A 24829-nucleotide genomic window follows, 5' to 3' on the forward strand; every position below is an offset into this window, starting at 1 on the left:
GGGACGACGTGCAGTTCGGAATCAGTCTATCGGGGTCAACGAGTCGGATCGGTCCCGCGGGACAGCTCATCCCACGAATCGACGGCATCCACAGGCCCATCGTGGGCGACGTCGACGCGATCGGTGCGGTACCGACGTCCGCCCGTCTTCCATCCGCGCCAGGTCACGAGGACGACGACGGACGCGACCAGCAGGATCGTCCAGCCGACCAGCGCGATGTACGGCCACGCGGAAGGCACGATGCTCAGGACCGTCTCGTGGACCGCCGCGCCGCCGGCCAGCCCCGTCACCTCGGTCACGGTGGCGGCGACGGCGCCGAACGGCTCGGTGAGCAGGAGCTGGAGTGTCGACCAGCCGAGGAACAGTGCTGTCACGGCCGCCAGAACTCCGAAGACGAAGCGGACCGCCTTGCCGGCGATCGAGAGCGCCGCACCGAGGGCGAGAACCGCAAGGCTGAGCGGGGCGAGGAGAACGAGGGCGGACGCGCCGGGCACGAGGATCGCTTCTCCCGCATCCGCGCGCTCGACCGTGAACCAGGTCTGGGTCGAGGAGATGATGCCGATCGCGCCGGCGAGCAGGAAGCCGGACACTGAGATCGAACGACCGCGTTTCGTGAGTGTCACGACTGCTCCTCCCCCACCATGGCCTCGAGGTCGGTCGTGTCGAAACAGGTGCGGGTACCCGTGTGGCAGGCCGGACCGTGCTGCGCCACGAGGAGCAGGATTGCGTCCCCGTCGCAGTCCAGCCGCGCTTCGTGCACGACCTGGATGTGACCCGAGGTGTCGCCCTTCCGCCAGTACTCCTGACGTGAACGCGACCAGTACGTGGCGCGGCCGGAGGTCAGGGTGCGTCGCAGGGCCTCCGCGTCGACCCACGCGAGCATGAGGACCTCTCGCGTGTCCCACTGCTGCACGATCACCGGGGCGAGACCGTCCGCGTTGAAGTCGACCTGCGCGATGCGCTCGTCCACGGTGGTCATCTGATCACCACTCCCTCTGCGCGGAGCGCATCCTTGACGTCGCCGACCGTGAGCGCGCCGGTATGGAACACGCTCGCCGCCAGGACCGCGTCGGCGCCCGCTTTGATGGCCGGAGCGAAGTCGGCGGCCTTGCCCGCACCGCCCGAGGCGATCACGGGCACCGGCGCGACCTCACGCATCAAGCCCACCAGCTCGAGATCGAAACCGTCTCGCGTGCCGTCGGCATCGATGGAGTTCACGAGGAGCTCCCCGGCTCCTCGATCGACGGCTTCACGAGCCCAGTCGAGTGCATCGAGCGTCGTCTCCGTGCGGCCGCCGTGCGTGGTGACGACGAACCCGGAGGACGTGGTCGGGGCGCGCTTCACGTCGAGGGACAGGACGAGCACCTGGGCGCCGAAGCGGTCCGCGATCTCTCCGATGAGGTCTGGGCGCGAGATCGCGGCGGAGTTCACGCCCACCTTGTCGGCACCGACCGAGAGTAGTCGGGCCACGTCTTCCACGGTGCGCACTCCCCCGCCCACGGTCAACGGCACGAAGACCTGCTCGGCGGTGCGCTGCACCACGTCGTAAGTGGTCGCCCGGGCGTCGACCGTGGCGGTCACGTCGAGGAAGGTGATCTCGTCAGCACCCTGTGCCGCATAGTGCCGCGCCAGCTCGACAGGATCACCCATGTCCCGCAGGTTCTCGAAGTTGACGCCCTTGACGACGCGACCGGCGGCGACATCGAGGCACGGGATGACACGACTGGCGAGAGTCATCACAGCCTCGCGTTGTGGATGGCCGTCACCAGGATCGCGCGCGCGCCGAGGGCGTAGAGCGCATCCATGACGGGGTTGACGCGCGAGCGCGCGACCATGACGCGCACCGCCACCCACTCGGGGTCGCGGAGCGGGGAGACGGTCGGCGATTCCACGCCTCCGGCGATCTTCACGGCGTCGTCGAGGAGCGCCACCGGGAGGTCGTAGTCGATCATCACGAACCGTCGTGCGACCATCACGCCACGCAGGCGGCGGAGCAGCGTCTCCGCACCGTCCGCATCGACCGGTCCGGCGATGAGCACCGCCTCCGACTCCAGGATGACGGGGCCGAACACATCGAGACCCGCCTGACGCAGTGTGGTCCCGGTCTCGACGACGTCGGCGACCGCATCGGCGACCCCGAGTCGGACCGCGGACTCGACTGCGCCGTCGAGCGGCACCAGGTCGACCGCGATGTCGCGCTCGTCGAGGAACGCATCCACCAGGCCCGGGTAGGAGGTGGCGACGCGCAGCCCGTCAAGCTCCGACACGTCGGTGTAACGCCCCGTCGGTGCAGCGAAGCGGAACGTGGAGCCGGCGAACCCGAGCGCCTCGATCTCGCGCGCGCCGGGCATCCGCGCATCGAGCAGGAGGTCGCGTCCGGTGATGCCGACGTCGATGGCGCCGGAGCCCACGTAGGTCGCGATGTCCTTGGGACGGAGGAAGAAGAACTCGACGTCGTTCTCGGCGTCGACGACATGGAGGGTCTTGGGATCACGACGCCCGGCGTAGCCCGCTTCGGCGAGCATCTCGGCGGCGGTCTCGGAAAGGGAGCCCTTGTTGGGAACAGCGATGCGCAGCATGGATGGCTTTCAGTTCGAGGAGGTCGGAACGGAGCGCATCACAGATGTCGGTAGACGTCCTGCAGGCTGAGCCCCTTCGCGAGCATCATCACCTGGACGTGGTACAGCAGCTGGGAGATCTCCTCGGCGGCAGCGTCGTCGGACTCGTACTCCGACGCCATCCACACCTCGGCGGCTTCTTCCACGATCTTCTTGCCGATCGTGTGCACGCCGCCGTCGAGCTCGGCGACCGTGCCCGATCCTTCAGGGCGGGTCTCTGCCTTGACGCTGAGCTCGGCGAACAGCTCGTCGAAAGTCTTCACGCTTCCAGGCTAGCGGCTCGGGCGAGGTCTCTCAGCCGGGTGACGGCCGCCTCGACGTCATCGGCCCCGTACACGGCCGATCCGGCGACGAAGGTGTCGGCGCCGGCCGCCGCGGCGATCTCGATCGTGCGGTCGGAGATGCCTCCGTCGACCTGGAGCCAGACCCGGGAGCCACGCCGACGCGCCTCTGCCGCAAGCGCCTCGAGCTTGGGCATCGTCTCCGGCATGAAGCTCTGCCCGCCGAAGCCCGGTTCGACCGTCATCACGAGGATCTGGTCGAACTCATCGAGGATCTCGAACAATGAGTCGACGGGCGTCGCCGGCTTCACCGCGACACCCGCACGGGATCCGATGTCACGCAGTCGGCGAGCGAGCGCCACGGGGTCGGACGTGGCCTCCAGATGGAACGTGACACTCGCGGCGCCGATCTCGGCGTACTCCGGCGCCCACCGCTCCGGCTCCGTGATCATCAGATGCACATCGAGCGGGATGGGGCTGGTCGCCTGGATCCGCTCGACCATCTGCGGGCCGAACGTCAGGTTCGGCACGAAGTGGTTGTCCATCACGTCGACGTGGGCGAAATCCGCGGTGGCGATCCGGGCGAGATCCGCCTGCATGTTCACGAAATCGGCGGCGAGGATACTCGGGTTGATGCGCGGGGCGCGGGGCAGATCCACGGTCCTAGTCTTCCTTCCCGGATGAGGTGTTCTCGGTCGATGGGCGCTGCAGGAGCGCGAGGAACATGGCGTCGGTGCCGTGTCGATGCGGCCAGAGCTGGGCGCTGCCGGAGCCGGAACGGCCCTCGACCGCGAGATCGATCGGCGACATCGAGACATCCGCGATCGCCGCACGGGCATCGAGCTCCACGATGTCCGTGCGCTCCCGCAGCACTTCCTGCACGACGCCGGTGGTCTCCGCGAGATGCGGCGAGCACGTCACATAAGCGACGACGCCACCGGGAGCGAGCGCATCGACCGCAGCGGACAGCAACTCGACCTGCAGCGGGACGAGTTCGGCGACATCCGCCGGCGACTTCCGCCAGCGTGCCTCGGGACGGCGACGAAGCGCGCCGAGACCCGTGCAGGGCGCATCGACGAGGATCCGGTCGAACTCCCCCGGTCGGGATGCGGCGAGAGCCCGCCCATCCTGCTCGTGGACGACGATGTCAGCCGGTACGGCCCGGAGAGCCTTGCGGACGAGTCGTGCGCGGACGGGGACGACCTCGTTCGCCTCCAGCGTGGCGTCATGCTCGAGCGCGATCGCGGCGAGGAGCGCGGTCTTCCCTCCCGGACCCGCGCAGAGGTCGAGCCAGCGCTCCCCCGAGACGATGGGCGCAGCGCCCGCCAGCGCGAGGGCCACGAGCTGGGAGCCCTCGTCCTGTACGCGCACGGTGCCGCCGGAGGCTTCGACCGAGCGTCGAGGGTCGCCCCCGGGAGACGCGAAAGCGGTCGGCGCGTAGGGAAGACGAGGCTCGGCAGGTTCGGCAAGCCCCGGCAACGCGACGAGGGTCACCTCGGGCGAGATGTTGTCGGACTCCAGAAGCGCCTCGAGCTCGTCGCCGCGCCCTTCGGCTGCGAGGGCCCGACGGAGCGCCCTGATTACCCAGACCGGATGCGCGGTGCGCAGGGCCAGCCGCTCGTCATCGGAGCGTGCCTGCTCCTCGATGCGCGCCTGCCAGACCTCTCCCGAGTCGCGAGTGATGCGACGGAGGACGGCGTTCGCGAAGCTCGACGCCCCACGCCCTGATGTCGTCGCCACGAGGTTCACCGATTCGTTCACAGCCGCGTGCGAAGCGACGCGGGTGGCGAGCAGCTGATGCACCGCGAGCCGCAGTGCGTCGAGCACCGCAGGGTCGATGCCGGCCGTCGGGCGGTCGGCTGCCGATGCGATGATCGCGTCATACGTGCCGAGCCTTCGCAACGTTCCGTACGTGAGCTCCGTCGCGAGCGCCGCGTCCTGCGGCGTGAGCTTCGCGTCGGCGATCGCGGTCGGGAGCACGAGGTTCGCATAGGCATCGGTCTCGGACACCGCGCGCAGCACGTCGTACGCGACCCGACGAGCGGGTTGAACAGCGCGCACAGGACCGCGCCGCTCCGTGCCCCGTCCCTCGCGGGAGGACTGCCCGGACGGACGTCGTCCCTGCGGTCTCGGGGTGCGACGCTCCCGTCCTTCGTCGCTCATGATCCTGCCTGCAGCTCATCGCCACCGCGCTGCCCGCGCCACCAGTCGACCGCGTTCATCGCTCCCTTGCCTGCCGGCTGCACGCGAGTCACCGCCAGCGCCCCCGATCCCGTTCCGATGAGGAGCGCCTTCTTCGTGCCACGAAAACGTCCGGGAGCGAGGGGCTCCGCATCGGCAGCGGGCACCGCTTCGAGCACCTTGAGCGCCTGACCGCCGACCGTCGTGTGCGCGCCGGGTTCGGGAGTCGCACCTCGAAAACGTGCGAACACCGTGTCGAGCGGCGCGTTCCAATCGAGGAGGCCGTCGGCGTGTGACAGCTTGACCGCGAAACTCGGCTCCCCCACCTGCGGTCGCGCGTCAGCTGTGCCGTCAGCGATCGCGTCGACCACCTGGGCCGTGAGGTCGGCACCGTCATGGGCGAGAGTGTCGAGCGCCTCGCCCGCGGTCGCCGTCTCCGCGACCTCGATCTCCCGCGTCGCATAGACGTCGCCCGCATCCAGCTCGGCGACCAGCTGGAAGACACTCGCCCCGAGAACGTCGTCTCCGGCGATGAGCGCTCGTTGCACCGGGGCGGCTCCGCGCCACGCCGGAAGGAGGGAGAAGTGCAGGTTGATCCATCCCCTCGTCGGCATGGACAGGAGCGGCTCGCGGACCAGGCCCCCGTAGGCCACGATCACGCCGAGTTCCACCTCCAGGGCCGCGATCTCCGCGGTCGCGGCGTCGTCGAGCCGAGCGGCCTTGATCACGGGAAGTCCGAGTTCGAGGGCCGCCTGCGCGACCGGAGATGGCGTGAGCACACGCCGACGCCCGAGTGCGGCATCGGGCCGCGTCACGACCGCGGCGATGTCGTGCGAGGTCGCGAGACGACGCAGGGTGGGCACGGCCGCAGCGGGTGTGCCGGCGAAGACGAGGCGCATGAAGGTTCTCCGGAAGGGTCAGAGCTCTGGATCGAGGATATCGAGACGGACCGAGAGTGTGCTCTTCGTCGACCGCCCCTTGCGTCGGCGGCCGCTCACGGCTTCGGCGACCACTGCCGCGCGCAGGGCCGTGGCGACACGGCTGCCGGCGCTGTAGTCGAAACGCACGAGGGCACGTACGCGGGGAGGCACCTCGTCGGACTCGACGGGAACGGGTCCGAGGACGGCATCGCTGGGGAGGGCGAGTTCCTTGAGCGCGGCGAGAGCGTCACCGACGGCGGAAGCCGACCCCTGCACGAGTGCCACGCGCGTCGTGGGCGGCATGTGCAGGGGCGCCCGACTCTCCAGCTCGGCGCGCGCATGGGCCGCGTGGTTCCAGGTCGCGAGCGCTTTGGCCGCTGCGCCGTTCACTCCGACCAGGTGGACCGGTGCTCCGGGCGCCGCGAGGGCCGCGGCGTTCGACCACCAGCGCAGACACGATTCCGCGACACGCAGGTCGGGGGCCTGGAGCATGCGCGGCCCGTCCAGCAGGACGACCGCTCGGTAGCCGCCGTCGGCGATCGGCTCCGCTCCACGGGTCGCGACCACGAGTGCGGGTCTGTCCGTGACGCGTTCGACCGGATGCGCACTGTCGGCGACGATCACGCGGACACCCGGAAAGGCGCGTCCGAGCTCATCGGCGGTGCGTTCGCTCCCGGACGACGCGAGGCGCAGCTTCGTCGAGGAGCACGACGGGCACGTCCACGCGCTCGCACCTCGCCCACACCAGCCGCACACCGGCACGGCCCCGCGATGCCGCGCACCGAGTGGTCCCCCGCAGTGGGGGCAGCGTGCGGGCGCTCGGCAGTCGGCGCACACCAATGATGGGGAGAACCCCGGGCGCGAAACCTGCACGAGGACGGGTCCTTCGGCCGCGGCGTTGCGCGCAGCGAGGAACGCCGATGACGGCATGCGTTGAGCCGTCGGCTGCTCCATCTCCTGTGCCGTGCTGAGGACGACCCGTGGAAGCACGCGACGCGTGGCCCGGACATCCTGCAGCCAACCGAGGACGACGAGGCGCTCGACGTCGGTCGTACGCGAATGCCCCGCGAACAGCAGTGCGGAGCTCTCGAGCTCTTGTCGGAGGAGCGCCGCGTCACGGGAATTGACGTACGGCGACAGCGGTTCTCCGAGCAATGGGTCGCCATCGTCCCAGATCGCCACCAGCCCGGCGGCCACAGGCGAGTAGACCGCGGAGCGATTGCCGACGACGATGCAGGGAGCATCCTCGAGTGTGCGCAGAAAAGCCCGATAGCGGTCGGGGTTGGTCTGCCGGGAGTCGTGACGCACCACCGTGCCAGCGGGCACGAGCGGCTCGAGCGCGGCGAGCAGACGATCGAGATCGCGATGGTCCGGAACGACGATGATCGAGGACCGTCCCGACGACAATGTCCGCGCTGCAGCCGAGGCCAGGAGTTTCGCCCACCCCTGCACGCCGTCGAGGAGCTGCGGGATCGCTTCGACCGCGGCGCGTCCTCCGGTATCGAGGACGGCGCCGAGGCCGTCGTAGGCCGCGATGGTTTCCTCCGCGATATCGCGAGCGGCGGCATCAGGCTGCATTTCGGGCGAGTCCGCCGTCCAGGCCTTCTCGACCCGCACCTGACGCTTGGGGATCACGAGGCGCAGCACGTCCGAGGCCGACCCGGCGGCACGATCGGCGACTCGACGTGCCAGCGTGTAGAGGCGCTCCGGAAGGACGGGCACGGCCGAGACAACGCTCTCGACCTCGGACAACGGGCGGTCGGCGTCGTCTTCGGTGTCGATCTCGACGATGTATCCGTCGATCACCCGCCCCGCGGTGCGCAACGGCACGCGGACACGAACGCCGAGTGGTACGTCGCCGAGCTCTGCGGGAAGCGCGTAGTCGAAGAGCCGGTCGAGTTGAGGCAGCGGCGAATCGAGGAGCACGCGCGCGATGCGCCGGCTCTCCGGAGGCATCAGGACCGCGGTCCCATCAGAGCCCGGCAGCGCGGCGAAGCTCTTCGGCGCGGTCGGTGCGCTCCCAGGTGAAGTCGGCGAGCTCTCGACCGAAGTGACCGTAGGCCGCGGTCTGGGCGTAGATCGGCCGCAGAAGGTCGAGCTGCTCGATGATCGCCTGCGGGCGCAGGTCGAACACATCGGTGATGGCCCGGGTGATCACCTCGTCCGAGACCTTTCCGGTGCCGAAGGTCTCGACGTACAGGCCGACCGGACGCGCGACGCCGATCGCGTAGGCCACCTGCACTTCGAGACGGTCGGCGAGTCCTGCCGCCACCGCGTTCTTGGCCACCCACCGCGTGGCGTAGGCGCCGGAGCGGTCGACCTTCGACGGGTCTTTGCCGCTGAACGCTCCACCGCCGTGGCGCGCTGCCCCGCCGTAGGTGTCGATGATGATCTTGCGTCCGGTGAGTCCGGCGTCGCCCTTCGGGCCTCCCGTGACGAACGGGCCCGCGGGGTTGATGTAGAGCGTGACGTCGTCGAGGTCGAGGCCCGTCGTGGCGAGGACCGGGTCGATGACGTGCCGGCGCACCTGCTCCTGCAGCTCGTCCTGGGACATCTCCGGGTGGTGCTGCGTGGAGACGACGACCGCGTCGACGGTCTTCGGCGTGAAGCCGTCGTAGCCCAGCGTGACCTGAGTCTTGCCGTCGGGGCGCAGGAACGGCAGCACTCCGCTGCGACGGACCTCGGTGAGACGTTCCGCCAGGCGGTGTGCGGTCCAGGCAGCCATCGGCATCAGCTGGGGCGTCTCGTTCGTCGCGAAGCCGAACATGATGCCCTGGTCGCCGGCGCCGAGCCCGTCGAGCGGATCGACGGACGACCCGTCGCGGTGCTCCTGCGCGCTGTCGACGCCGTGAGCGATGTCGGTGGACTGCTCCCCCACCGAGACGCTCACGCCGCAGGACGCGCCGTCGAAGCCGGTCTCGCTGGAGGTGTAGCCGATACCGTTCACGACCTGGCGGACGATCGTCGGGATATCGACGTAGGCCTCGGTGCGGATCTCACCGGCAACGTGGACGAGGCCGGTCGTGACGAGCGTCTCGACGGCCACGCGAGAACCGCGGTCCTTCGCGATCAGACCATCGAGGATGCTGTCCGAGATCTGGTCGCAGATCTTGTCCGGATGCCCTTCGGTGACGGACTCGGACGTGAACAGACGCAGCGCGCTCATCGATTCTCCAGAACGGGACGGACAGAAGGGGGTGTGGCACCCATTCTGGACTGCGCCTCCGACAGACGGGAGGCGCAGTCTCGAATATCACTCCGCGTGACGCAGGCGGAGCTTGTCCTCGTTGATCTCGTGCAGCGCGATCGTGAGCGGCTTGTCCTCGACGGAGGAATCGACCAGCGGGCCCACGTTGTCGAAGAGGTTGCCCTCGTGCAGGTCCGAGTAGTAGTCGTTGATCTGGCGCGCGCGCTTTGCGGCGTAGATCACGAGCTCGTACTTGGAGTCGACGCGGTCGAGCAGGTTGTCGATGGGGGGATCGATGATGCCGTTGTTGTGTCCGGCCATGGTGAGACCTCCTGATCAGGCGACGGGATCGTCGCGAAGACGGTGCGAAAGGCGCGCGAAGACGCTCAGCGCGCAGAGCTTCAAGACAATTCTACGACCTCGCGGGCCGCGGTGGCGACGTCCTCGTTCACGATCAGGTGATCGAACTCGTTCTGGGCGGCCAGTTCGACCTTCGCGGTACGCAATCGGCGGGCCCTCTCTTCGGCCTCTTCGGTGCCGCGCCCGACCAGTCGATGCACCAGCTCATCCCAGCTCGGCGGCAGCAGGAAGATGAGCGTCGCGGCGGGTTCCGCTCGCCGCACCTGACGCGCCCCCTGCAGGTCGATCTCGAGGAGGACCGTCTTGCCCTCGGCCAAAGCGGCGTCGATCGGTGCGCGCGGGGTGCCGTACCGGGAGCGATTGTGGACCACCGCGTACTCGAGGAGCTCGTCGTCGGCGATCAGCCGGTCGAAATCCGCGTCATCCACGAAGTAGTAGTGGACACCGTCGATCTCGCCCGGACGAGGCGGCCGCGTGGTCGCCGAGACCGACAGATGGATCTCCGGGTTGTGCTCACGGATATGCGCGGCCACCGTTCCCTTGCCCACGGCCGTCGGGCCGGCGAGCACGAGCAGGCGACTCCGCTCCCCACGCGGCTCCGGTACCGGGAAGCGCGTGTCGAGCCACGTCTCCAGTGCACGCCGCTGACGTGCGCCGAGGCCTCCGAGACGTTTGACCGGCGAGATGTGGAGCTCCTCCAGGATCCGGTCGCGCTTGCCCGCACCGATGGCGGGGAGAGCCAGCAGGAAGTCGGTGATGCGCATCGACCCCTCGACGGAGTCGGCGTCCGCTGTGGCGCGACGCAGCACCGCCTGCGGCGTGACCACCCGCATCGTCAGGTCGCGCTTGACGGACGCTCTGGCACGGCGACGTTCGACCGCACGGCGGGCGGCCGCAGCTCGATCGACCTCGGGAACGGTCCGCTGGGCGTCAGACACCGGCCACCTCGAGATACTCGGCCGCGCGTGCGGCGACGGTCCGGGCCAGGTCGACCGGGCCTGCGGAGAGGATGCTGCGGCTCTCGCTCGCGATCACGGCGTCCGACAGCGCACCGAAGCGCGGCCGCAGGTCGGAGGGAGCAGCACCCTGCGCACCGAAGCCCGGAGCCAGGATGGGGGCGACGGGCTCGAAGGGTTCGATACCCGCTGGGGCCCACTCCACGGTGGCGCCGATGACGAAGCCGAAGCTCCCCCACTCCCCTGCCCCGACCTGCTCGGCGTTGCGTCCCGAGACCTCGGAGATGATCGATGCCGACACGGTCGCCCCGTCGGATGACATGGACCGCTGGAGCCCCTCGGCCTGGGGGTTGCTGGTCGCCGCGAGGACGAAGAGTCCCTTGTGGTGCTCTCCGGCGAGGGCGAAGGCCCCGTCGAGGGCACCGACACCGAGGAAAGGACTCACCGTGAGTGCGTCCGCCTCCAACGGCGAGCCCGGCGTGAGCCAGGCGCGTGCGTAGTCATCCATGGTCGACCCGATGTCGCCCCGCTTGGCGTCGGCGATCACGATGAGGCCGGCGGCGCGCGCTGCGGCGAGGACGTCTTCGAGCGCGGCGATGCCCCGGGAGCCGAAGCGCTCGAAGAACGACACCTGCGGCTTCACGAAGCCGACTCTCCCGGTGGCAGCCTCGACGGTCCGCAGGCCGAATTCCCGCACGCCCTGCGCGTCGTCCGACAGTCCCCACGACGCGAGCAGCGCGGCGTGGGGGTCGATGCCGACGCAGAGGGGTCCTTGTGCGCCGAGCACGGAGCGGACCCGCTCGCCGAAGCGTGCGCTCACAGTGCCGCCTTCCGGTCCAGTGCGTACTCCTGGAGGCTCTTGACCTGGAAGCCCTCATGGGCGGCGTCCATTCCGCTCACGGCCGCCCCGAGCACCGCCATCGTGGTGAACAGTGCCTTGTCGGCTGCGACTGCTGCGGCACGGATCTCGTAGCCGTCCGCGCGGGCTGTGCCACCGGAGGGAGTGTTCACGACGATGTCGATCTCCCCCTCGTTGATGAGGTCGACGATGTTCTTCGCGCCCGTCTCCTGCGTCGAGCTGTACTTCTCGACGACGGTGACCGCGATGCCGTTGCGCGAGAGGATCTCGGCGGTCCCCTCGGTCGCGACGATCGTGAAGCCGAGCTGTCGCAGACGGTGCGCGGGAAGGATGACGGCGCGCTTGTCCGAGTCGGCGACCGAGATGAACACCGTCCCCGACGTGGGCATGCCCCCGTAGGCCGCGGCCTGGCTCTTCGCGAATGCGGTCGGGAAGTCGCGGTCGATCCCCATGACCTCCCCGGTGGATCGCATCTCCGGTCCGAGCACGGAGTCGACCGTCTTGCCGTCGGCGGTGCGGAACCGCTTGAACGGAAGCACCGCTTCCTTCACGGACACCGGCGCGTCGAGCGGGACCCGCGAGCCGTCCTGCTCGGGAAGCATGCCTTCGGCGCGCAGCTCGGCGATCGTCGAACCGGTCATCACGCGGCTCGCCGCCTTGGCCATCGGGATGCCGAGCGCCTTCGAGACGAAGGGCACGGTACGGCTGGCGCGCGGGTTCGCCTCGATCACGTAGAGCACTCCGGCGCTGATGGCGAACTGCACGTTGAGCAGTCCGCGGACGCCCACGCCCTTCGCGATGGCGAGCGTGGCCTCCCGCACGCGGTCCACGTCGGTGCGGCCGAGCGAGACGGGCGGCAACGTGCAGCTGGAGTCGCCGGAGTGGATCCCGGCCTCTTCGAGGTGCTCCATGACACCACCGACGAACAGGTCGGTGCCGTCGTAGAGGGCGTCCACATCGAGCTCGATCGCGTCATCGAGGAATCGGTCGACCAGGAGCGGCTTGCCCTCTTCGATCACGACTTCACCCGCGGTGCGCACGAAGTAGTCCCGGAGCGACGCGGTGTCGTAGACGATCTCCATGCCGCGGCCGCCGAGCACGAAACTCGGACGCACCAGAACCGGGTAGCCGATCTCCTCGGCGATACGCACAGCGCCGTCGACGTCGATCGCGGTGCCGTTGCGCGGGGCGACCAGACCGGCCTCGTCGAGCAGGCGGGAGAAGAGCTCGCGCTCCTCCGCCAGGTCGATCGCCTCGGGGCTGGTGCCGAGCACGGTGTAGCCCGCCGCTTCGATGCCCTTCGCGAGGCCGAGCGGCGTCTGACCGCCGAGCTGGCAGACGACACCGAGGATCGTCCCGCTCGCGGCCTCCGCGTCCAGCACCTCCAGCACGTCCTCGAGCGTCAGCGGCTCGAAGTACAGGCGATCCGAGGTGTCGTAGTCGGTCGAGACCGTCTCCGGGTTGCAGTTGACCATGACAGTCTCGAAGCCCGCATCCGACAGCGCGAACGAGGCATGCACGCACGAGTAGTCGAACTCGACACCCTGACCGATGCGGTTGGGACCGGAGCCGATGATGACGACCTTGGTCCGATCGGACGGAGCGACCTCGGTCTCGAAGTCATAGCTCGAGTAGTGGTACGGAGTCAGCGCCGGGAACTCGCCGGCACAGGTGTCCACCGTCTTGTAGACCGGTCGGATCCCGAGGCCATGGCGCACCCCGCGCAACTCCGCCTCCGAGGTTCCGCGGAGCTCGGCCAGCTGAGCGTCCGAGAAGCCGTGCTCCTTGGCGTAGCGGAGAGTGGCGGCATCGAGCTCGGGCGCCGTGCGCACGATCTCCGCGACCTCGTTGATGAGCACGATCTGGTCGAGGAACCAGGGGTCCATCGCCGTCGCCTCGAAGGCCTGCTCGACCGTTGCACCCTTGCGCAATGCCTGCTGCAGCGTGACGATACGACCGTCGGTCGGCGTCTTCGAGATCTCGAGCAGCTCCTCCACGGAACGCTCCTCCGCACCCCAGTGGAAGCTCGAACCGCGCTTCTCCAGCGAACGGAGCGCCTTCTGCAGGGCGGTCGCGTAGTTGCGGCCGATCGCCATCGCCTCGCCCACGGACTTCATGGTCGTGGTCAGCGTCGCGTCCGCAGCCGGGAACTTCTCGAAGGCGAAGCGCGGGACCTTGACGACCACGTAGTCGAGCGTCGGCTCGAAGCTCGCCGGCGTCACACCGGTGATGTCGTTCGGGATCTCATCGAGGCGGTAGCCCAGGGCCAGCTTGGCTGCGAGCTTCGCGATCGGGAAGCCGGTGGCCTTCGACGCCAGGGCGCTCGAGCGCGAGACACGCGGGTTCATCTCGATGACGATGATCCGGCCGTTCTTCGGATCGACCGCGAACTGGATGTTGCAGCCTCCGGTGTCGACGCCCACGGCGCGGATGATGTCGATGCCGATGTCGCGCATCTTCTGGTACTCGCGGTCGGTGAGGGTCAGTGCCGGAGCGACCGTGATCGAGTCACCCGTGTGCACGCCGACCGGATCGACGTTCTCGATCGAGCAGACGACGACCGTGTTGTCGGCCGTGTCGCGCATGAGCTCGAGCTCGTACTCCTTCCACCCGAGGATCGACTCCTCGAGGAGCACCTCGGTGGTGGGCGAGTCGCGCAGGCCCGCTCCGGCGATACGACGGAGGTCTTCCTCGTCGTAGGCGAAGCCAGAGCCCAGGCCCCCCATCGTGAAGCTGGGACGGACCACCATCGGGTAGCCGAGCTCGTCCGCGGCAGCCAGCACCTCCTCCATCGTGTGTGCGATGCGGGAGTCTGCCACGTCGGCGCCGGCGTCGAGGACCAGCTGCTTGAAGATCTGGCGATCCTCGCCCTTGTTGATTGCCTCGAAGTTGGCGCCGATGAGCTCGACGTCGTACTTCTCGAGGATGCCGTGGTTGTGGAGCTCGATCGCGGCGTTCAGCGCGGTCTGTCCGCCGAGGGTCGGCAGGATCGCGTCGGGGCGCTCCTTGGCGATGATCGTCTCGATGACCTCCCACGTGATCGGCTCGATGTAGGTCGCATCGGCGAAGTCGGGGTCGGTCATGATCGTGGCGGGGTTGGAGTTGACCAGGATGACCCGGACACCCTCCTCGCGCAGCACACGACAGGCCTGAGTACCGGAGTAGTCGAACTCGCAGGCCTGGCCGATGACGATCGGGCCGGAACCGATGACGAGGACGGAGTTGATGTCGTCGCGCTTGGGCATTACTTGGAGTCCTTCTGGCTGGCGATGACCAGGTCACGGAACCTGTCGAAGAGATAGTTGGCGTCGTGCGGGCCCGCTGCCGCCTCGGGGTGGTACTGCACCGAGAAGGCCGGGATGTCGAGAGCGCGGAGTCCCTCGACGACGTTGTCGTTCAGCCCGACATGGCTGACCTCGACCTTGCCGTACCCGTTCGGGCTGTCGAAGGTCCCCTCGATCGGAGCCTCGACGGCGAAGCCGTGGTTGTGGGCGGTGATCTCCACCTTGCCGGTCTGCTTGTCGAGCACGGGCTGGTTGATGCCACGGTGGCCGAACGGCAGCTTGTAGGTGCCGAGACCCAGCGCACGGCCCAGGAGCTGGTTGCCGAAGCAGATGCCGAAGAACGGCAGCCCGTCGTCGAGCACCGCACGCAGCAGCTCGACGTGATCGCCCGAGGCCGCGGGGTCACCGGGGCCGTTCGAATAGAAGACGGCGACGGGGTCCACTGCTCGGATCTCATCGATGGTCACGTTCTGCGGGAGTACGTGCACCTCGAAGCCGCGGGCCGCGAGATTGTCGATCGTCGCCTGCTTCACACCGAGGTCGAGTACGGCGAGGTTGCCGACCCGCTCCCCCATCGCGGTCGTCACGGTCGCGACGTCGACGGAGACCTCGGCGGACAGATTGCGTCCCGCCATCTCGGGTGCCTCGCGGACGATGCGCACCTGCTCCTCGGGGTCGAGCGACGCATCGGCGCCCGAGAAGATGCCGCCGCGCATGGAGCCGGCTGAGCGGATGTGGCGCGTGATCGAACGGGTGTCGACCCCGCTGATGCCCACCACGCCGTCCTGGACGAGCACATCGTCGAGCGACGCGTTGGCGCGCCAGTTCGAGACGACGCGCGAAGGGTCGCGCACGATGTAGCCGGAGACCCAGATGCGGCGCGACTCGGCGTCTTCGTCGTTCATGCCGGTGTTGCCGATGTGCGGTGCCGTCTGCAGGACGATCTGACCCGCGTACGAGGGGTCCGTGATGGTCTCCTGGTATCCGGACATGCCGGTCGCGAAGACGACTTCGCCGAGGGTGCGTCCGCGTGCGCCGTAGGCGCGTCCGGCGTGACGCGTGCCGTCCTCCAGGACGAGCACGGCGGGGTCGGGCAGCTGGGCCGCGGGGGCCTGCCCGGCGGGTGTCGAGAGAGTCATGACTTTGCTCCTGTGTCGGGGGCGGCGGGGACGAGCCGCTGCAGGTCGGAGATGAGGTTCTGAGGCTCGCCGGTGGCGAGGCGCAGGTAGCTGTCGACGACGGTGTCGTCGGCGATCTTCCAGGCGATGCGCACGAGGCCGCCGGGCTCGACCACGCGGTCGATCGTGACGGTGGCACGATCGACGGTGACGAGCCGCTCGTTCGCGAGGAAGACCGTCGGGGTTCCGTCGAGGCAGAGGGCGATGCCGCGATCCGTGAGGGCGAGCTCGCCGCGTGCCCGATACGCGAGAGGGGACACCGCGAGGCGTTCGAGCGGCTGCTCGTGTCGTGTCGTCGACACGTACAGCACCTCGTCGCGGCGGACGATCTCCGCATGCTCAGGGACTCCGAGCGGCGCCGTGAACACGGAATCGCGGCGCATTCGTCGTCGCCAGGCGAAGAGCATCGCCAGCAGAATCAGGAGCGCCACCGCGATCATGATCGCGACGGCGAGGTCCCGAGCGCTCATGCGCGGAGCTCCTCGACGACGTGTCCTCCGTCGACGGTGAGGGTGCCGCCGTGGATGGTGTACTCCACGCGTCCGGGGAGCGTCCGGCCGAGGTAGGGCGAGTTCACGCTCCGGCCGTGGAGATCCGCCGCCGTGAAGACGCCGTCGACAGAAGCGTCATACAGCGTGAGGTGGGCCGGCTGTCCGACGTCGAGCGGAGTGCCGTGGCCGGCGAGCATACCGATGCGTGCCGGTGTCGAACTCATGACGCGCGCGACGTCGGACCATTCGAGCAGCCCGGTCTGCACCATCGACTGATGCACCACGCGGAGCGCGCTCTCGAGGCCCACCATGCCGTTCGCGGCCGCCTGCCACTCGCACGCCTTGTTCTCGCTCGGATGCGGTGCGTGATCGGTGGCCACGATGTCGATCGTTCCGTCGGCGAGGCCCTCGCGCACGGCGTGCACATCCTCTTCGCGACGCAGCGGCGGATTGACCTTATAGCGAGCGTCGTAGCCGCGCACGAGCTCGTCGGTCAGCAACAGGTGGTGCGGGGTGACCTCAGCGGTGACGTCGATGCCGCGCTTCTTGGCCCAGCGGATGATGTCCACCGACCCTGCCGTCGAGAGGTGACAGACGTGCAGGCGTGATCCCACGTGCTCGGCCAGCAGCACGTCGCGGGCGATGATCGACTCCTCCGCCACCGCGGGCCAGCCGCTCAGACCGAGTTCGGCCGACACGATGCCTTCGTTCATCTGGGCACCCTCGGTGAGACGAGGATCCTGAGCGTGCTGGGCGATGACCCCGCCGAAGGACTTCACATACTCCAGCGCGCGGCGCATGATGAGCGGATCGAACACGCAGAAGCCGTCGTCGCTGAAGACGCGCACCTTCGCGCGGGACGACGCCATCGCTCCCAGTTCCGCGAGACGCTCGCCCTTCTGCCCGACCGTGACGGCGCCGATGGGCTGCACGGTGGCATAACCGGCTGCCTCGCCCAGGCCGAGCTCCTGCTCGACCACTCCGGCGGTGTCCGCCACGGGAGAGGTGTTGGGCATCGCGAACACCGCGGTGAAACCACCGGCGGCTGCGGCCCTCGTCCCGGTGAGGATCGTCTCCGACGCTTCGTAGCCGGGTTCGCGCAGATGCGTGTGCAGGTCGACGAGCCCGGGCAGGGCCACGAGCCCCGCGCCGTCGATGATGCGCGCACCGGCGCGATGCAATCGCTGACCGATGTCGGCGATGCGGCCGTCTTCGATGATGATGTCGGCGCTCTCGGCACCGAGCAACTGTGCGCCAGTGATGACGAGGGTCTCGCTCACAGGTCTCCCCCTCGTTCGTCGTCTCGTTCTCCTGCCAGCAGCAGGTACAGCACCGCCATGCGGACGGACACCCCGTTCGTCACCTGTTCCAGCACCGTCGAGCGGGGGGAATCGGCAGCTTCCGAAGAGATCTCCAGTCCCCGGTTCATGGGTCCGGGGTGCATGACAATGCTACCTGCCGGAAGACCTCCCACACGCCGTGCGTCCAGGCCCCAGCGGCGGGAATACTCCCGCTCAGTCGGGAAATACGCCGCGTTCATCCGTTCCAGCTGGATACGCAGCATCATCACGGCGTCTGGGTCCTCCGCCAGCGCCCGATCGAGGTCGTACTCGACCCGAACCGGCCAGAGAGACACGTTCTGCGGCACCAACGTGGGTGGTGCGACCAGGGTGACGTCGGCACCCAAGGTGGTGAGCAGCCAGACGTTGGAACGGGCGACCCGGGAGTGCAACACGTCACCGACGATCACGACCCGCAGCCCGCTGAGGTCCCGTCCTCGGCTGTCGCCACCGAAGCGACGCTTGCGGATGGTGAAGGCGTCGAGCAGCGCCTGCGTCGGGTGCTCGTGGGTGCCGTCCCCGGCATTCACCACGCCGGCCGAGATCCAGCCGCTGGTGGCGAGGGTCTGCGGCGCTCCGGAGCCGGGGTGCCGGACCACGACCGCGTCGGCGCCGATCGCCTCGAGCGTCTGCGCCGTGTCTTTCAGGCTCTCGCCCTTGGAGACGCTGGAGCCCTTCGCGGCGAAGTTGATCACATCGGCGGAGAGACGCTTGGCGGCTGCCTCGAACGAGATGCGCGTGCGGGTCGAGTCCTCGAAGAAGAGGTTCACGACGGTCTTGCCGCGCAGTGTCGGCAGTTTCTTGACCTCGCGGGACTGCGTGTCCGACATGTCTTCGGCGACGTCGAGGATGCGCAGTGCGGTGGCCCGATCGAGGGTACGGGTGTCGAGGAGATGCCTCATTCGCCGATCGTCACCTCCTCGGCCCCGTCGTTCTCGAAGAGGCGCACGTTGACGCGCTCCGTGCGCGCGGAGGGGATGTTCTTGCCGATGAAGTCCGGCCGGATCGGAAGTTCACGATGCCCGCGGTCGACCAGGATCGCCAGCCGGACGACAGCGGGGCGGCCGATCGACTGGATCGCGTCCAGTGCGGCCCGGATGCTCCGCCCGGAGAAGAGCACATCATCGACGAGCACGACCGTCTTGCCGTCGATGCCTCCGACCGGGATCTCCGTGGGCTGCGGCGAACGGGTCGGGTGCTTGGCGAGGTCATCCCGGAACAGGGTGACATCGAGCGCGCCGACGGGAACGGACTGTTGGGCGATCTCGCTGATCAGCAGGCCGAGGCGATGGGCGAGAGTGACCCCGCGGGTCGGGATTCCCAGCAGGACGAGGTTCTCGGCTCCTCGATTGGACTCGAGGATCTCGTGCGCGATACGGGTCAGCGCGCGTGAGATGTCGGCTTCGTGCAGCACGGTGCGCATGCTCATCGGCCGCTCCCTTCTCCGCCTCACAGGACGGTGTTAAAGGTTGCTAGTCAGGCCAGTCTATCGGAGCGCGGGCTCTCCGCGATCAGCTCGCCTCCTGCAGCACGGGATCGGTGACGTCGTCGACCTTGGCGGAACGGATCGGGTGCCCGGCCGTGGAGAGGCATCGACCGGTCTTCAGGTCCCACTTCCAGTCGTGCATGCTGCAGGTGAGGATCCCGTCCTCGTCGACGGTGCCCGTTCGGGTGAGGTCGGCGCGCAGGTGCGGGCAGCGCCGCTGGACGACCCAGTCCCCGATCTCCGCATCCTCCGTCTGATCCGTCTGCTCCTGATACCAGTTCTCGACGTATTCGATCCGGTCGACCGAGAGGCACTTGAGGAACGTGGTGAGGAACTCGTTGAACTTGCCGCTGCGCCCCACCGAGAACTGCATCGAGAGGAAGATCGAGTTCGACCAGTCGATCTCGTGATCGACGATGTTCGTGGAGACGAGATCTGCGGGGATGGTGTACCAGTACACGCACTCCTCCCCCGCGTACTCGCGGACCTTCGCACGAGGGAAGTCGACGACCATGTCGAGCTCGCCGATGCGGAAGCGCACGCATCCGCCGACGCCCAACCGGATCGTGCGGGACTTCTTCAGCAACGGCTCCCACCAGGTCTTGATCGCCTCGAGCATCTCGGCCGGGGGGATGATCTCGGCACGAGACGCCTCTTCGTCGCGGATCTCCTGCTGCCGGCTCGCGCGCTGCTCCTCGAGGTACTCCCACTTCTCGTCGAAGATGTGAGCGATCTCGGCGTCGCTGTAGAGCGTCTGCTCGGAGGTGACGTTACCTCCCTCGACCGTGACGACGGTCCCGGGGATGAAGAGCTGACCGTCGTACTGCGGAGCGAGCTCCTTCATGTGCGCGAGGAACTGCTTCTGGTCCGTGAAGATCGATTCGCCGTTCTTGCCCAGACCATTGAAGTCGAACAGATCGTCGCGCAGGAACATGGGCGGACCGGCCATCGGGAAGACGTGCGGAGCATCGACCTTCTCGATGTAGTACATGGCGCGCTTGTTCTGCGCTTCGCGCTTGAGGCGGGCGAAGTTCTGCTTCGCGTCGAGCGGCAGGTCGTAGACCATGGGCCACCAGATGGCACCGGAGACCTGGGTGAAGTAGGCGTCGGGCGTGCCGAAGTCGAGCAGCTTCTCGAGGTCGAGTGGATGCGAGTCGTTCTGATTGAGCACCGAACCGGTGCCGTCGTCTACGCTCAACGAGGAGTCGCCGATCGGTCCGTCGCTGGGAGCGCGCAGCGGCGTGATCATCATCTTGAGGTCGCCGCGCTGGATCACCTGACCTGCCGGAGCGTAGGTGATGTTCGTGTAGCCGAGCGCGCGGATGTCCTTCTCGAGATCATCGGTCGGGTACTCCGGGAGCAGCACCTCGATGTCCTTGCGGATGTAGCGCTCGAGGAGACGCGGATCGAAGTGGTCGCGGTGGCGGTGCGAGATCCAGAGGAAGTCGGCTTCGCGGCCGAATCGCTCCCAATCCAGCCCCCGGTTGTCCGGGAACGGGAACCAGGATCCGTAGAAGGAGGGTCCGAGAACCGGGTCGCAGATGATGTTCCCGCCCACGGTCTCGATGAACATCCCGGCGTGGCCGAGTCCGGTGATCCGCATTGCATTCCTCCCGAAAGTGAACCGTTCGATTGTACCGAGGGCTCCCTGTGCGGCCGGTCGACCGAGCCGGGAGTATTCATCTCACCCCTCGAACAAGCCGCGGATGTCGTCGGCGGTCAGCGATTGTGCGAACAGCGCTTCCTCATCGAGGACGGCGGTGAACAACCGGGCCTTGCGGCGCTGCAGCTCGAGCACCTTCTCTTCGATGGTCCCGGTGGAGATCATCCGGTAGACGAACACCTGACGGTCCTGTCCGATGCGGTGCGTGCGGTCGATCGCCTGCGCCTCCGCCGCGGGATTCCACCACGGGTCGAGGAGGAACACGTAGTCGGCTTCGGTCAGCGTGAGGCCGAATCCCCCTGCCTTCAAGCTGATCAGGAACACCGGCTGCTCCCCGCCGGTGAATCCGTCGACCACCTTCTGGCGATGCCTGGTCGTCCCGTCCAGATGGGCGTACGGGATTCCCGCGGTATCCAGACGGGCTGCGGCCAGGTCGAGGAAGGAGGTGAACTGACTGAACACCAGGGCCCGGTGGCCCTCGGCCTGGAGCTCGATCACCCTCTCGAGGAGGACGTCGAGCTTGCGCGAACCGATCTTCGCGTCTTCCGGGTCGATGAGACCGGGAGCGAGGCTGAGCATCCGCATCAGGGTGAGCGAGCGGAACACGATGAAACGGTTGCGATCGAGGTCTTCGAGTAGGCCCAGCACCTTCTGACGTTCCCGCTGCAGCACCGTCTCGTACAGGGCGCGGTGGGAGGCACCGAGCTCGACCTCGAGGATCTGCTCCTGCTTCGCAGGGAGTTCCGGAGCGACGATCTCCTTCGTGCGCCGCAGCAGCAACGGGCGTATCCGTCGTCGCAACTGCGCGAGGCGTCGTTGCCGGTACTCGCCGCCCTCCTCGTTCTCCGGCACCTTGCCCTGCTCGATCGGCTGGATGTACCGCTCGCGGAATTTCCGCGCCGACGGGAAGAGTCCGGGCGCCGTGAGCTTCAACAGTGCCCATAGCTCGCTGAGGCTGTTCTCCATCGGGGTTCCGGTGACGGCGAAGGTCACATCGGCCGAGAAGGAAGCGACGGCGCGGTGCAGCTTCGTCGCGGGGTTCTTGACGAACTGCGCCTCGTCGAGGATGAGCCCCGCCCAATCCACAGCCGCGTACTCGGCCTCATCGAGCCGGGCGACGGCATAGGTCGTGATCACGAGATCGGTCTCGCCGAGGTGGTCGACCAACCCGGGACCCTGGGTGCTCGCCCGGAGCAGCACCCGAAGCGAGGGCGTGAATCGAGCGGCCTCGCTCCGCCAGGTGGCCAGCACGGATGTGGGTGCGACGACCAGGAACGGGCGATGCTCCCCCGCCTCCCTGGCGTGTGCGATGAGTGCGAGGAGCTGGAGCGTCTTGCCGAGTCCCATGTCATCGGCGAGGATTCCTCCCAGGCCGTGGTTCCAGAGGAATGCGAGCCAATCCAGCCCCTCCTTCTGGTACGGCCGCAGCGTGGCGTTCACCGCCGGCGGCACCGGAACCGAGGGCACGGAGGAAGCACGACGCAGAGCGTCGGCGGTGGCGCGCCAGGTGACGGCCGGGAGAGCCTCGTCGGCGAGGTCCTCGAACTCCTCCCAGAGGTCTGTCTGATACCGGCTGATCCGAGGACCCGTCTCCCACTCGTCGAGCGCGCCCGCTTCGTCGATGAGCTCACGCAGGTGATCGAGGGATCGATGGTTCAGCGAGAAGTAGCTGCCGTCGACGAGGAGGAGCTTCTTCCGACCAGTGCTCAGTGCCGTGAACAGCGGTTCGAACGGGATCGTGCGCCCATCGATCTTGACCAGCACGCCGAGGTCGAACCAGTCCGGATCCGTGCTCTCCACGGTCGACACGGTGATCTCCGGGTCGCCCGTCAGCTCGTGATAGCTCTTGCGCCGGCCCGAGACCACCACCGTGACGCCGTGGGCTTCGAGAGCGGGGACGATCCGGGTGACGAACTCGGCTGCCGCGACGTCGTGGAACGAGCCCGTGGCCTGGAGAGCCTCCCCCAGATGCTCGGTCCAGACGTTCTGAAGCGCGTCGCGGTGCGCCGCCTCCGCCGTGGTGTCGCGCACCGCATGATCACTGGCGGCGAACGGAACCCGTCCGAATCCGCGATACTCCCACGCGAAGGTATAGGAGACCGTGTCACCCCGACGGAACGACAGCTCCAGCACGGCATGAGGTGCGGGCAGCGCAGGCAGTTCGACACGGTCGGCGGAGCGCACGGCGATCCGACGCCCGAGCAGCGGATACGCATCCTGGAAGAACGCCGCTTCGTCGCCCGCCGGAACCTCGAGACCCGCCGCGGGACCGATCAGGGCGTGGACGGGCTCGCTGAGCGGTACCTCGGCGAGTGTCACGTGCAGACGCGTGCCGTGCTGCGCGATCTCGTACACGCCGCTGCGACCGATCGCCCGGACGTCCCGGGGCTCGACCTCGCGGCCGTCGATCGTGATGTCGGGGCGCACCACGAGCCCTCCGTCCTCGGCGCGTCCGATCGTCGCGCCGATGGTGGCCTGCTCCGCCACGGCGACGCTCGTGTTCTTCTGCGTGGCGACGAGCGGTATCCCGAGGTCCGCAGCGGTTCGCAGGTGCCCCCACAGCAGGCCGGATTCGATCAGATCCGCGACCAGCCAGTCACCGGCGGTACCCGACAAGAGAGTGTCCCGGGCGATGCTCAGCAGGTCGGCGAACCACCGCGATCGATCCCGCCCGTACTGCGAAGACGAACGCCGCACCGCGTCCCACGTCGCAGACCCCTGCACCCAGGCATCCGTCGCGGCGCTCCGCTCGAGCGGGCGGATCCCGAGAAGGATCTCCCCCGTGCGCTTCGCCACGTCGCGGGCGGTGGCCGTACGTTGCGGTCGCGAGGCCCAGGGGTTCGCCCCGCGTCCGTCGCGCACCCGCAACTCGACACCGAGGGCGAGGGGCGTCTTCGCGTCGTCACGCGAAGGACCGAGGATCGTACGCCAGTCTGCGTACGGCGGCCCCTCGGATCGGGATGGTTCGAACGGAAGAGCCATGCTTCCATCCTCTCCGCCACCGCCGACAGTACGACGCGTCGGACGGGTCAGGCCGCGCGAGCCACCCGGGCGAGGACGCCGTGCACGAAGGCCCCGGAGTCGTCGGTGGAGAACTCCTTCGCGAGTTCGACGGCCTCGTCGATCGCGACCGCAGTCGGCACTTCGTCGTTATACAGGATCTCCCACACCGCGATCCGGAGCAGCGCGCGATCCACCGCGGGCATGCGCTCCAGCTTCCAGTCCCGACTGTGCGTCGTGATCTGCTCGTCGATCTCGTCGCGGGTGTCGATGATGCCGTCGACGATCTCGCGCGCGTAGAGCCACGAGGCCTCGCGTGCGGGCTCACTCGCGGCACGCTTGGCCTCGGAGGCCAGGGTCACGGCGAGGTCGTCCCCGCGCACATCGGAGGAGAAGAGGATGTCGAGAGCGCGCTTGCGCGCCTTCGTCCGGGCGCTCACGCCTTACTTCTCGCGGCCGAGGTAGTCACCCGTACGGGTGTCGACCTTGACCTTGGTGCCGGCCTCGACGAACAGCGGCACCTGGATCTCGTAACCGGTCTCGAGCGTGGCGGGCTTGGTGCCTGCCGACGAGCGGTCACCCTGCAGGCCGGGCTCGGTGTAGGTGATCTCCAGGATCACGGAGGCCGGGAGGTCGAGGTACAGGGGGTTGCCGTTGTTCAGGGCGATCGTGACGGCCTGGTTCTCGAGGAGGAAGTTCTTCGCGTCGCCGACCGTGGCGGCCCCGACCGTGATCTGGTCGAAGTCGGTCTGGTCCATGAACACGTAGCCGTCGCCGTCCGTGTACAGGTAGGTGTAGTCGCGGCGGTCGACGTTCTCGATCTCGATCTTGGCGCCGGCGTTGTAGGTGCGGTCGACGACCTTGCCCGACACGACGTTCTTCAGCTTGGTGCGCACGAACGCGCCACCCTTGCCGGGCTTCACATGCTGGAACTCGATGACGCTCCAGAGCTGCCCGTCGATGCTGAGGACGACGCCGTTCTTGATGTCTGCGGTAGATGCCATGCGCTGCGAGTTCCGTTCGTG

Annotated in this window: 23 protein-coding genes; all 23 read right to left on the reverse strand. The window is 68.2% G+C overall.

Going from position 1 to position 24829, the window contains the following annotated elements; all coding sequences use genetic code 11:
• Positions 1-35: 35 nt before the first annotated feature.
• On the reverse strand, positions 36-623 hold the full coding sequence (locus tag LRQ07_RS08805) for a Trp biosynthesis-associated membrane protein (RefSeq protein ID WP_256536416.1): 588 nt from the start codon (positions 621-623) through the stop codon (positions 36-38).
• Complete coding sequence (gene hisI / locus LRQ07_RS08810; protein WP_256536417.1) at positions 620-979, reverse strand: phosphoribosyl-AMP cyclohydrolase; 360 nt, start codon at positions 977-979, stop codon at positions 620-622. The genes LRQ07_RS08805 and hisI overlap by 4 nt, the downstream gene beginning before the upstream one ends.
• Positions 976-1737, reverse strand: a complete 762-nt coding sequence (hisF, locus tag LRQ07_RS08815; protein WP_256536418.1) for an imidazole glycerol phosphate synthase subunit HisF — start codon at positions 1735-1737, stop codon at positions 976-978. Before hisF ends, hisI begins: the two co-directional genes overlap by 4 nt.
• Positions 1737-2579, reverse strand: coding sequence for an ATP phosphoribosyltransferase (gene hisG, locus LRQ07_RS08820; RefSeq protein ID WP_047519543.1), 843 nt, complete (start codon positions 2577-2579; stop codon positions 1737-1739). Before hisG ends, hisF begins: the two co-directional genes overlap by 1 nt.
• A gap of 38 nt (positions 2580-2617) precedes the next feature.
• Entirely contained in the window at positions 2618-2881 is a 264-nt protein-coding gene (locus tag LRQ07_RS08825; protein WP_047519541.1) for a phosphoribosyl-ATP diphosphatase, read from the reverse strand.
• Positions 2878-3558, reverse strand: a complete 681-nt coding sequence (rpe, locus tag LRQ07_RS08830; protein WP_153244130.1) for a ribulose-phosphate 3-epimerase — start codon at positions 3556-3558, stop codon at positions 2878-2880. Before rpe ends, LRQ07_RS08825 begins: the two co-directional genes overlap by 4 nt.
• Positions 3559-3562: 4 nt before the next feature.
• The gene (locus LRQ07_RS08835; RefSeq protein WP_232761838.1) at positions 3563-5062 is read right to left on the reverse strand and encodes an RsmB/NOP family class I SAM-dependent RNA methyltransferase; all 1500 of its coding nucleotides are present in this window, start codon (positions 5060-5062) and stop codon (positions 3563-3565) included.
• Positions 5059-5979 (reverse strand): methionyl-tRNA formyltransferase, encoded by a 921-nt coding sequence (fmt, locus tag LRQ07_RS08840; protein WP_256536419.1) that lies wholly within the window; start codon positions 5977-5979, stop codon positions 5059-5061. Before fmt ends, LRQ07_RS08835 begins: the two co-directional genes overlap by 4 nt.
• An 18-nt stretch (positions 5980-5997) precedes the next feature.
• A complete protein-coding gene (locus tag LRQ07_RS08845; RefSeq protein ID WP_256536420.1) occupies positions 5998-7956 on the reverse strand; it encodes a primosomal protein N' in 1959 nt (652 codons plus the stop codon).
• Between the two features lie 16 nt (positions 7957-7972).
• Positions 7973-9166, reverse strand: a complete 1194-nt coding sequence (gene metK, locus LRQ07_RS08850) for a methionine adenosyltransferase (RefSeq protein WP_256534376.1) — start codon at positions 9164-9166, stop codon at positions 7973-7975.
• Between the two features lie 87 nt (positions 9167-9253).
• Positions 9254-9508, reverse strand: coding sequence for a DNA-directed RNA polymerase subunit omega (gene rpoZ, locus LRQ07_RS08855; protein WP_017204385.1), 255 nt, complete (start codon positions 9506-9508; stop codon positions 9254-9256).
• Positions 9509-9588: 80 nt separating this feature from the next.
• The gene (gene gmk / locus LRQ07_RS08860) at positions 9589-10485 is read right to left on the reverse strand and encodes a guanylate kinase (RefSeq protein WP_256534377.1); all 897 of its coding nucleotides are present in this window, start codon (positions 10483-10485) and stop codon (positions 9589-9591) included.
• Positions 10478-11323, reverse strand: coding sequence for an orotidine-5'-phosphate decarboxylase (gene pyrF / locus LRQ07_RS08865; protein WP_256534378.1), 846 nt, complete (start codon positions 11321-11323; stop codon positions 10478-10480). The genes gmk and pyrF overlap by 8 nt, the downstream gene beginning before the upstream one ends.
• On the reverse strand, positions 11320-14607 hold the full coding sequence (gene carB, locus LRQ07_RS08870; RefSeq protein WP_256534379.1) for a carbamoyl-phosphate synthase large subunit: 3288 nt from the start codon (positions 14605-14607) through the stop codon (positions 11320-11322). The genes pyrF and carB overlap by 4 nt, the downstream gene beginning before the upstream one ends.
• Positions 14607-15785, reverse strand: a complete 1179-nt coding sequence (gene carA, locus LRQ07_RS08875) for a glutamine-hydrolyzing carbamoyl-phosphate synthase small subunit (RefSeq protein ID WP_256534380.1) — start codon at positions 15783-15785, stop codon at positions 14607-14609. The genes carB and carA overlap by 1 nt, the downstream gene beginning before the upstream one ends.
• Positions 15782-16294 carry a hypothetical protein gene (locus tag LRQ07_RS08880; protein ID WP_256534381.1) on the reverse strand — a complete coding sequence of 171 codons (513 nt, stop codon included), beginning with the start codon at positions 16292-16294 and terminating at the stop codon, positions 15782-15784. The genes carA and LRQ07_RS08880 overlap by 4 nt, the downstream gene beginning before the upstream one ends.
• Positions 16291-17595: a dihydroorotase gene (locus LRQ07_RS08885; RefSeq protein ID WP_256534382.1), complete on the reverse strand. Its 1305-nt coding sequence runs from the start codon at positions 17593-17595 to the stop codon at positions 16291-16293. Before LRQ07_RS08885 ends, LRQ07_RS08880 begins: the two co-directional genes overlap by 4 nt.
• Positions 17592-18557, reverse strand: a complete 966-nt coding sequence (locus tag LRQ07_RS08890) for an aspartate carbamoyltransferase catalytic subunit (protein WP_131491049.1) — start codon at positions 18555-18557, stop codon at positions 17592-17594. Before LRQ07_RS08890 ends, LRQ07_RS08885 begins: the two co-directional genes overlap by 4 nt.
• On the reverse strand, positions 18554-19084 hold the full coding sequence (gene pyrR / locus LRQ07_RS08895) for a bifunctional pyr operon transcriptional regulator/uracil phosphoribosyltransferase PyrR (RefSeq protein ID WP_131491050.1): 531 nt from the start codon (positions 19082-19084) through the stop codon (positions 18554-18556). The genes LRQ07_RS08890 and pyrR overlap by 4 nt, the downstream gene beginning before the upstream one ends.
• An 82-nt stretch (positions 19085-19166) precedes the next feature.
• Positions 19167-20744, reverse strand: coding sequence for a Rieske 2Fe-2S domain-containing protein (locus tag LRQ07_RS08900; RefSeq protein WP_256534383.1), 1578 nt, complete (start codon positions 20742-20744; stop codon positions 19167-19169).
• Between the two features lie 81 nt (positions 20745-20825).
• Positions 20826-23786, reverse strand: coding sequence for a DEAD/DEAH box helicase (locus tag LRQ07_RS08905; protein WP_256534384.1), 2961 nt, complete (start codon positions 23784-23786; stop codon positions 20826-20828).
• Between the two features lie 47 nt (positions 23787-23833).
• Entirely contained in the window at positions 23834-24244 is a 411-nt protein-coding gene (gene nusB, locus LRQ07_RS08910; protein ID WP_256534385.1) for a transcription antitermination factor NusB, read from the reverse strand.
• Between the two features lie 3 nt (positions 24245-24247).
• Positions 24248-24808 carry an elongation factor P gene (gene efp, locus LRQ07_RS08915; RefSeq protein WP_047519512.1) on the reverse strand — a complete coding sequence of 187 codons (561 nt, stop codon included), beginning with the start codon at positions 24806-24808 and terminating at the stop codon, positions 24248-24250.
• Between the last annotated feature and the right edge of the window lie 21 nt (positions 24809-24829).

Source organism: Microbacterium sp. J1-1, from assembly GCF_024498615.1.
Taxonomy (GTDB): Bacteria; Actinomycetota; Actinomycetes; order Actinomycetales; family Microbacteriaceae; genus Microbacterium; species Microbacterium aurugineum.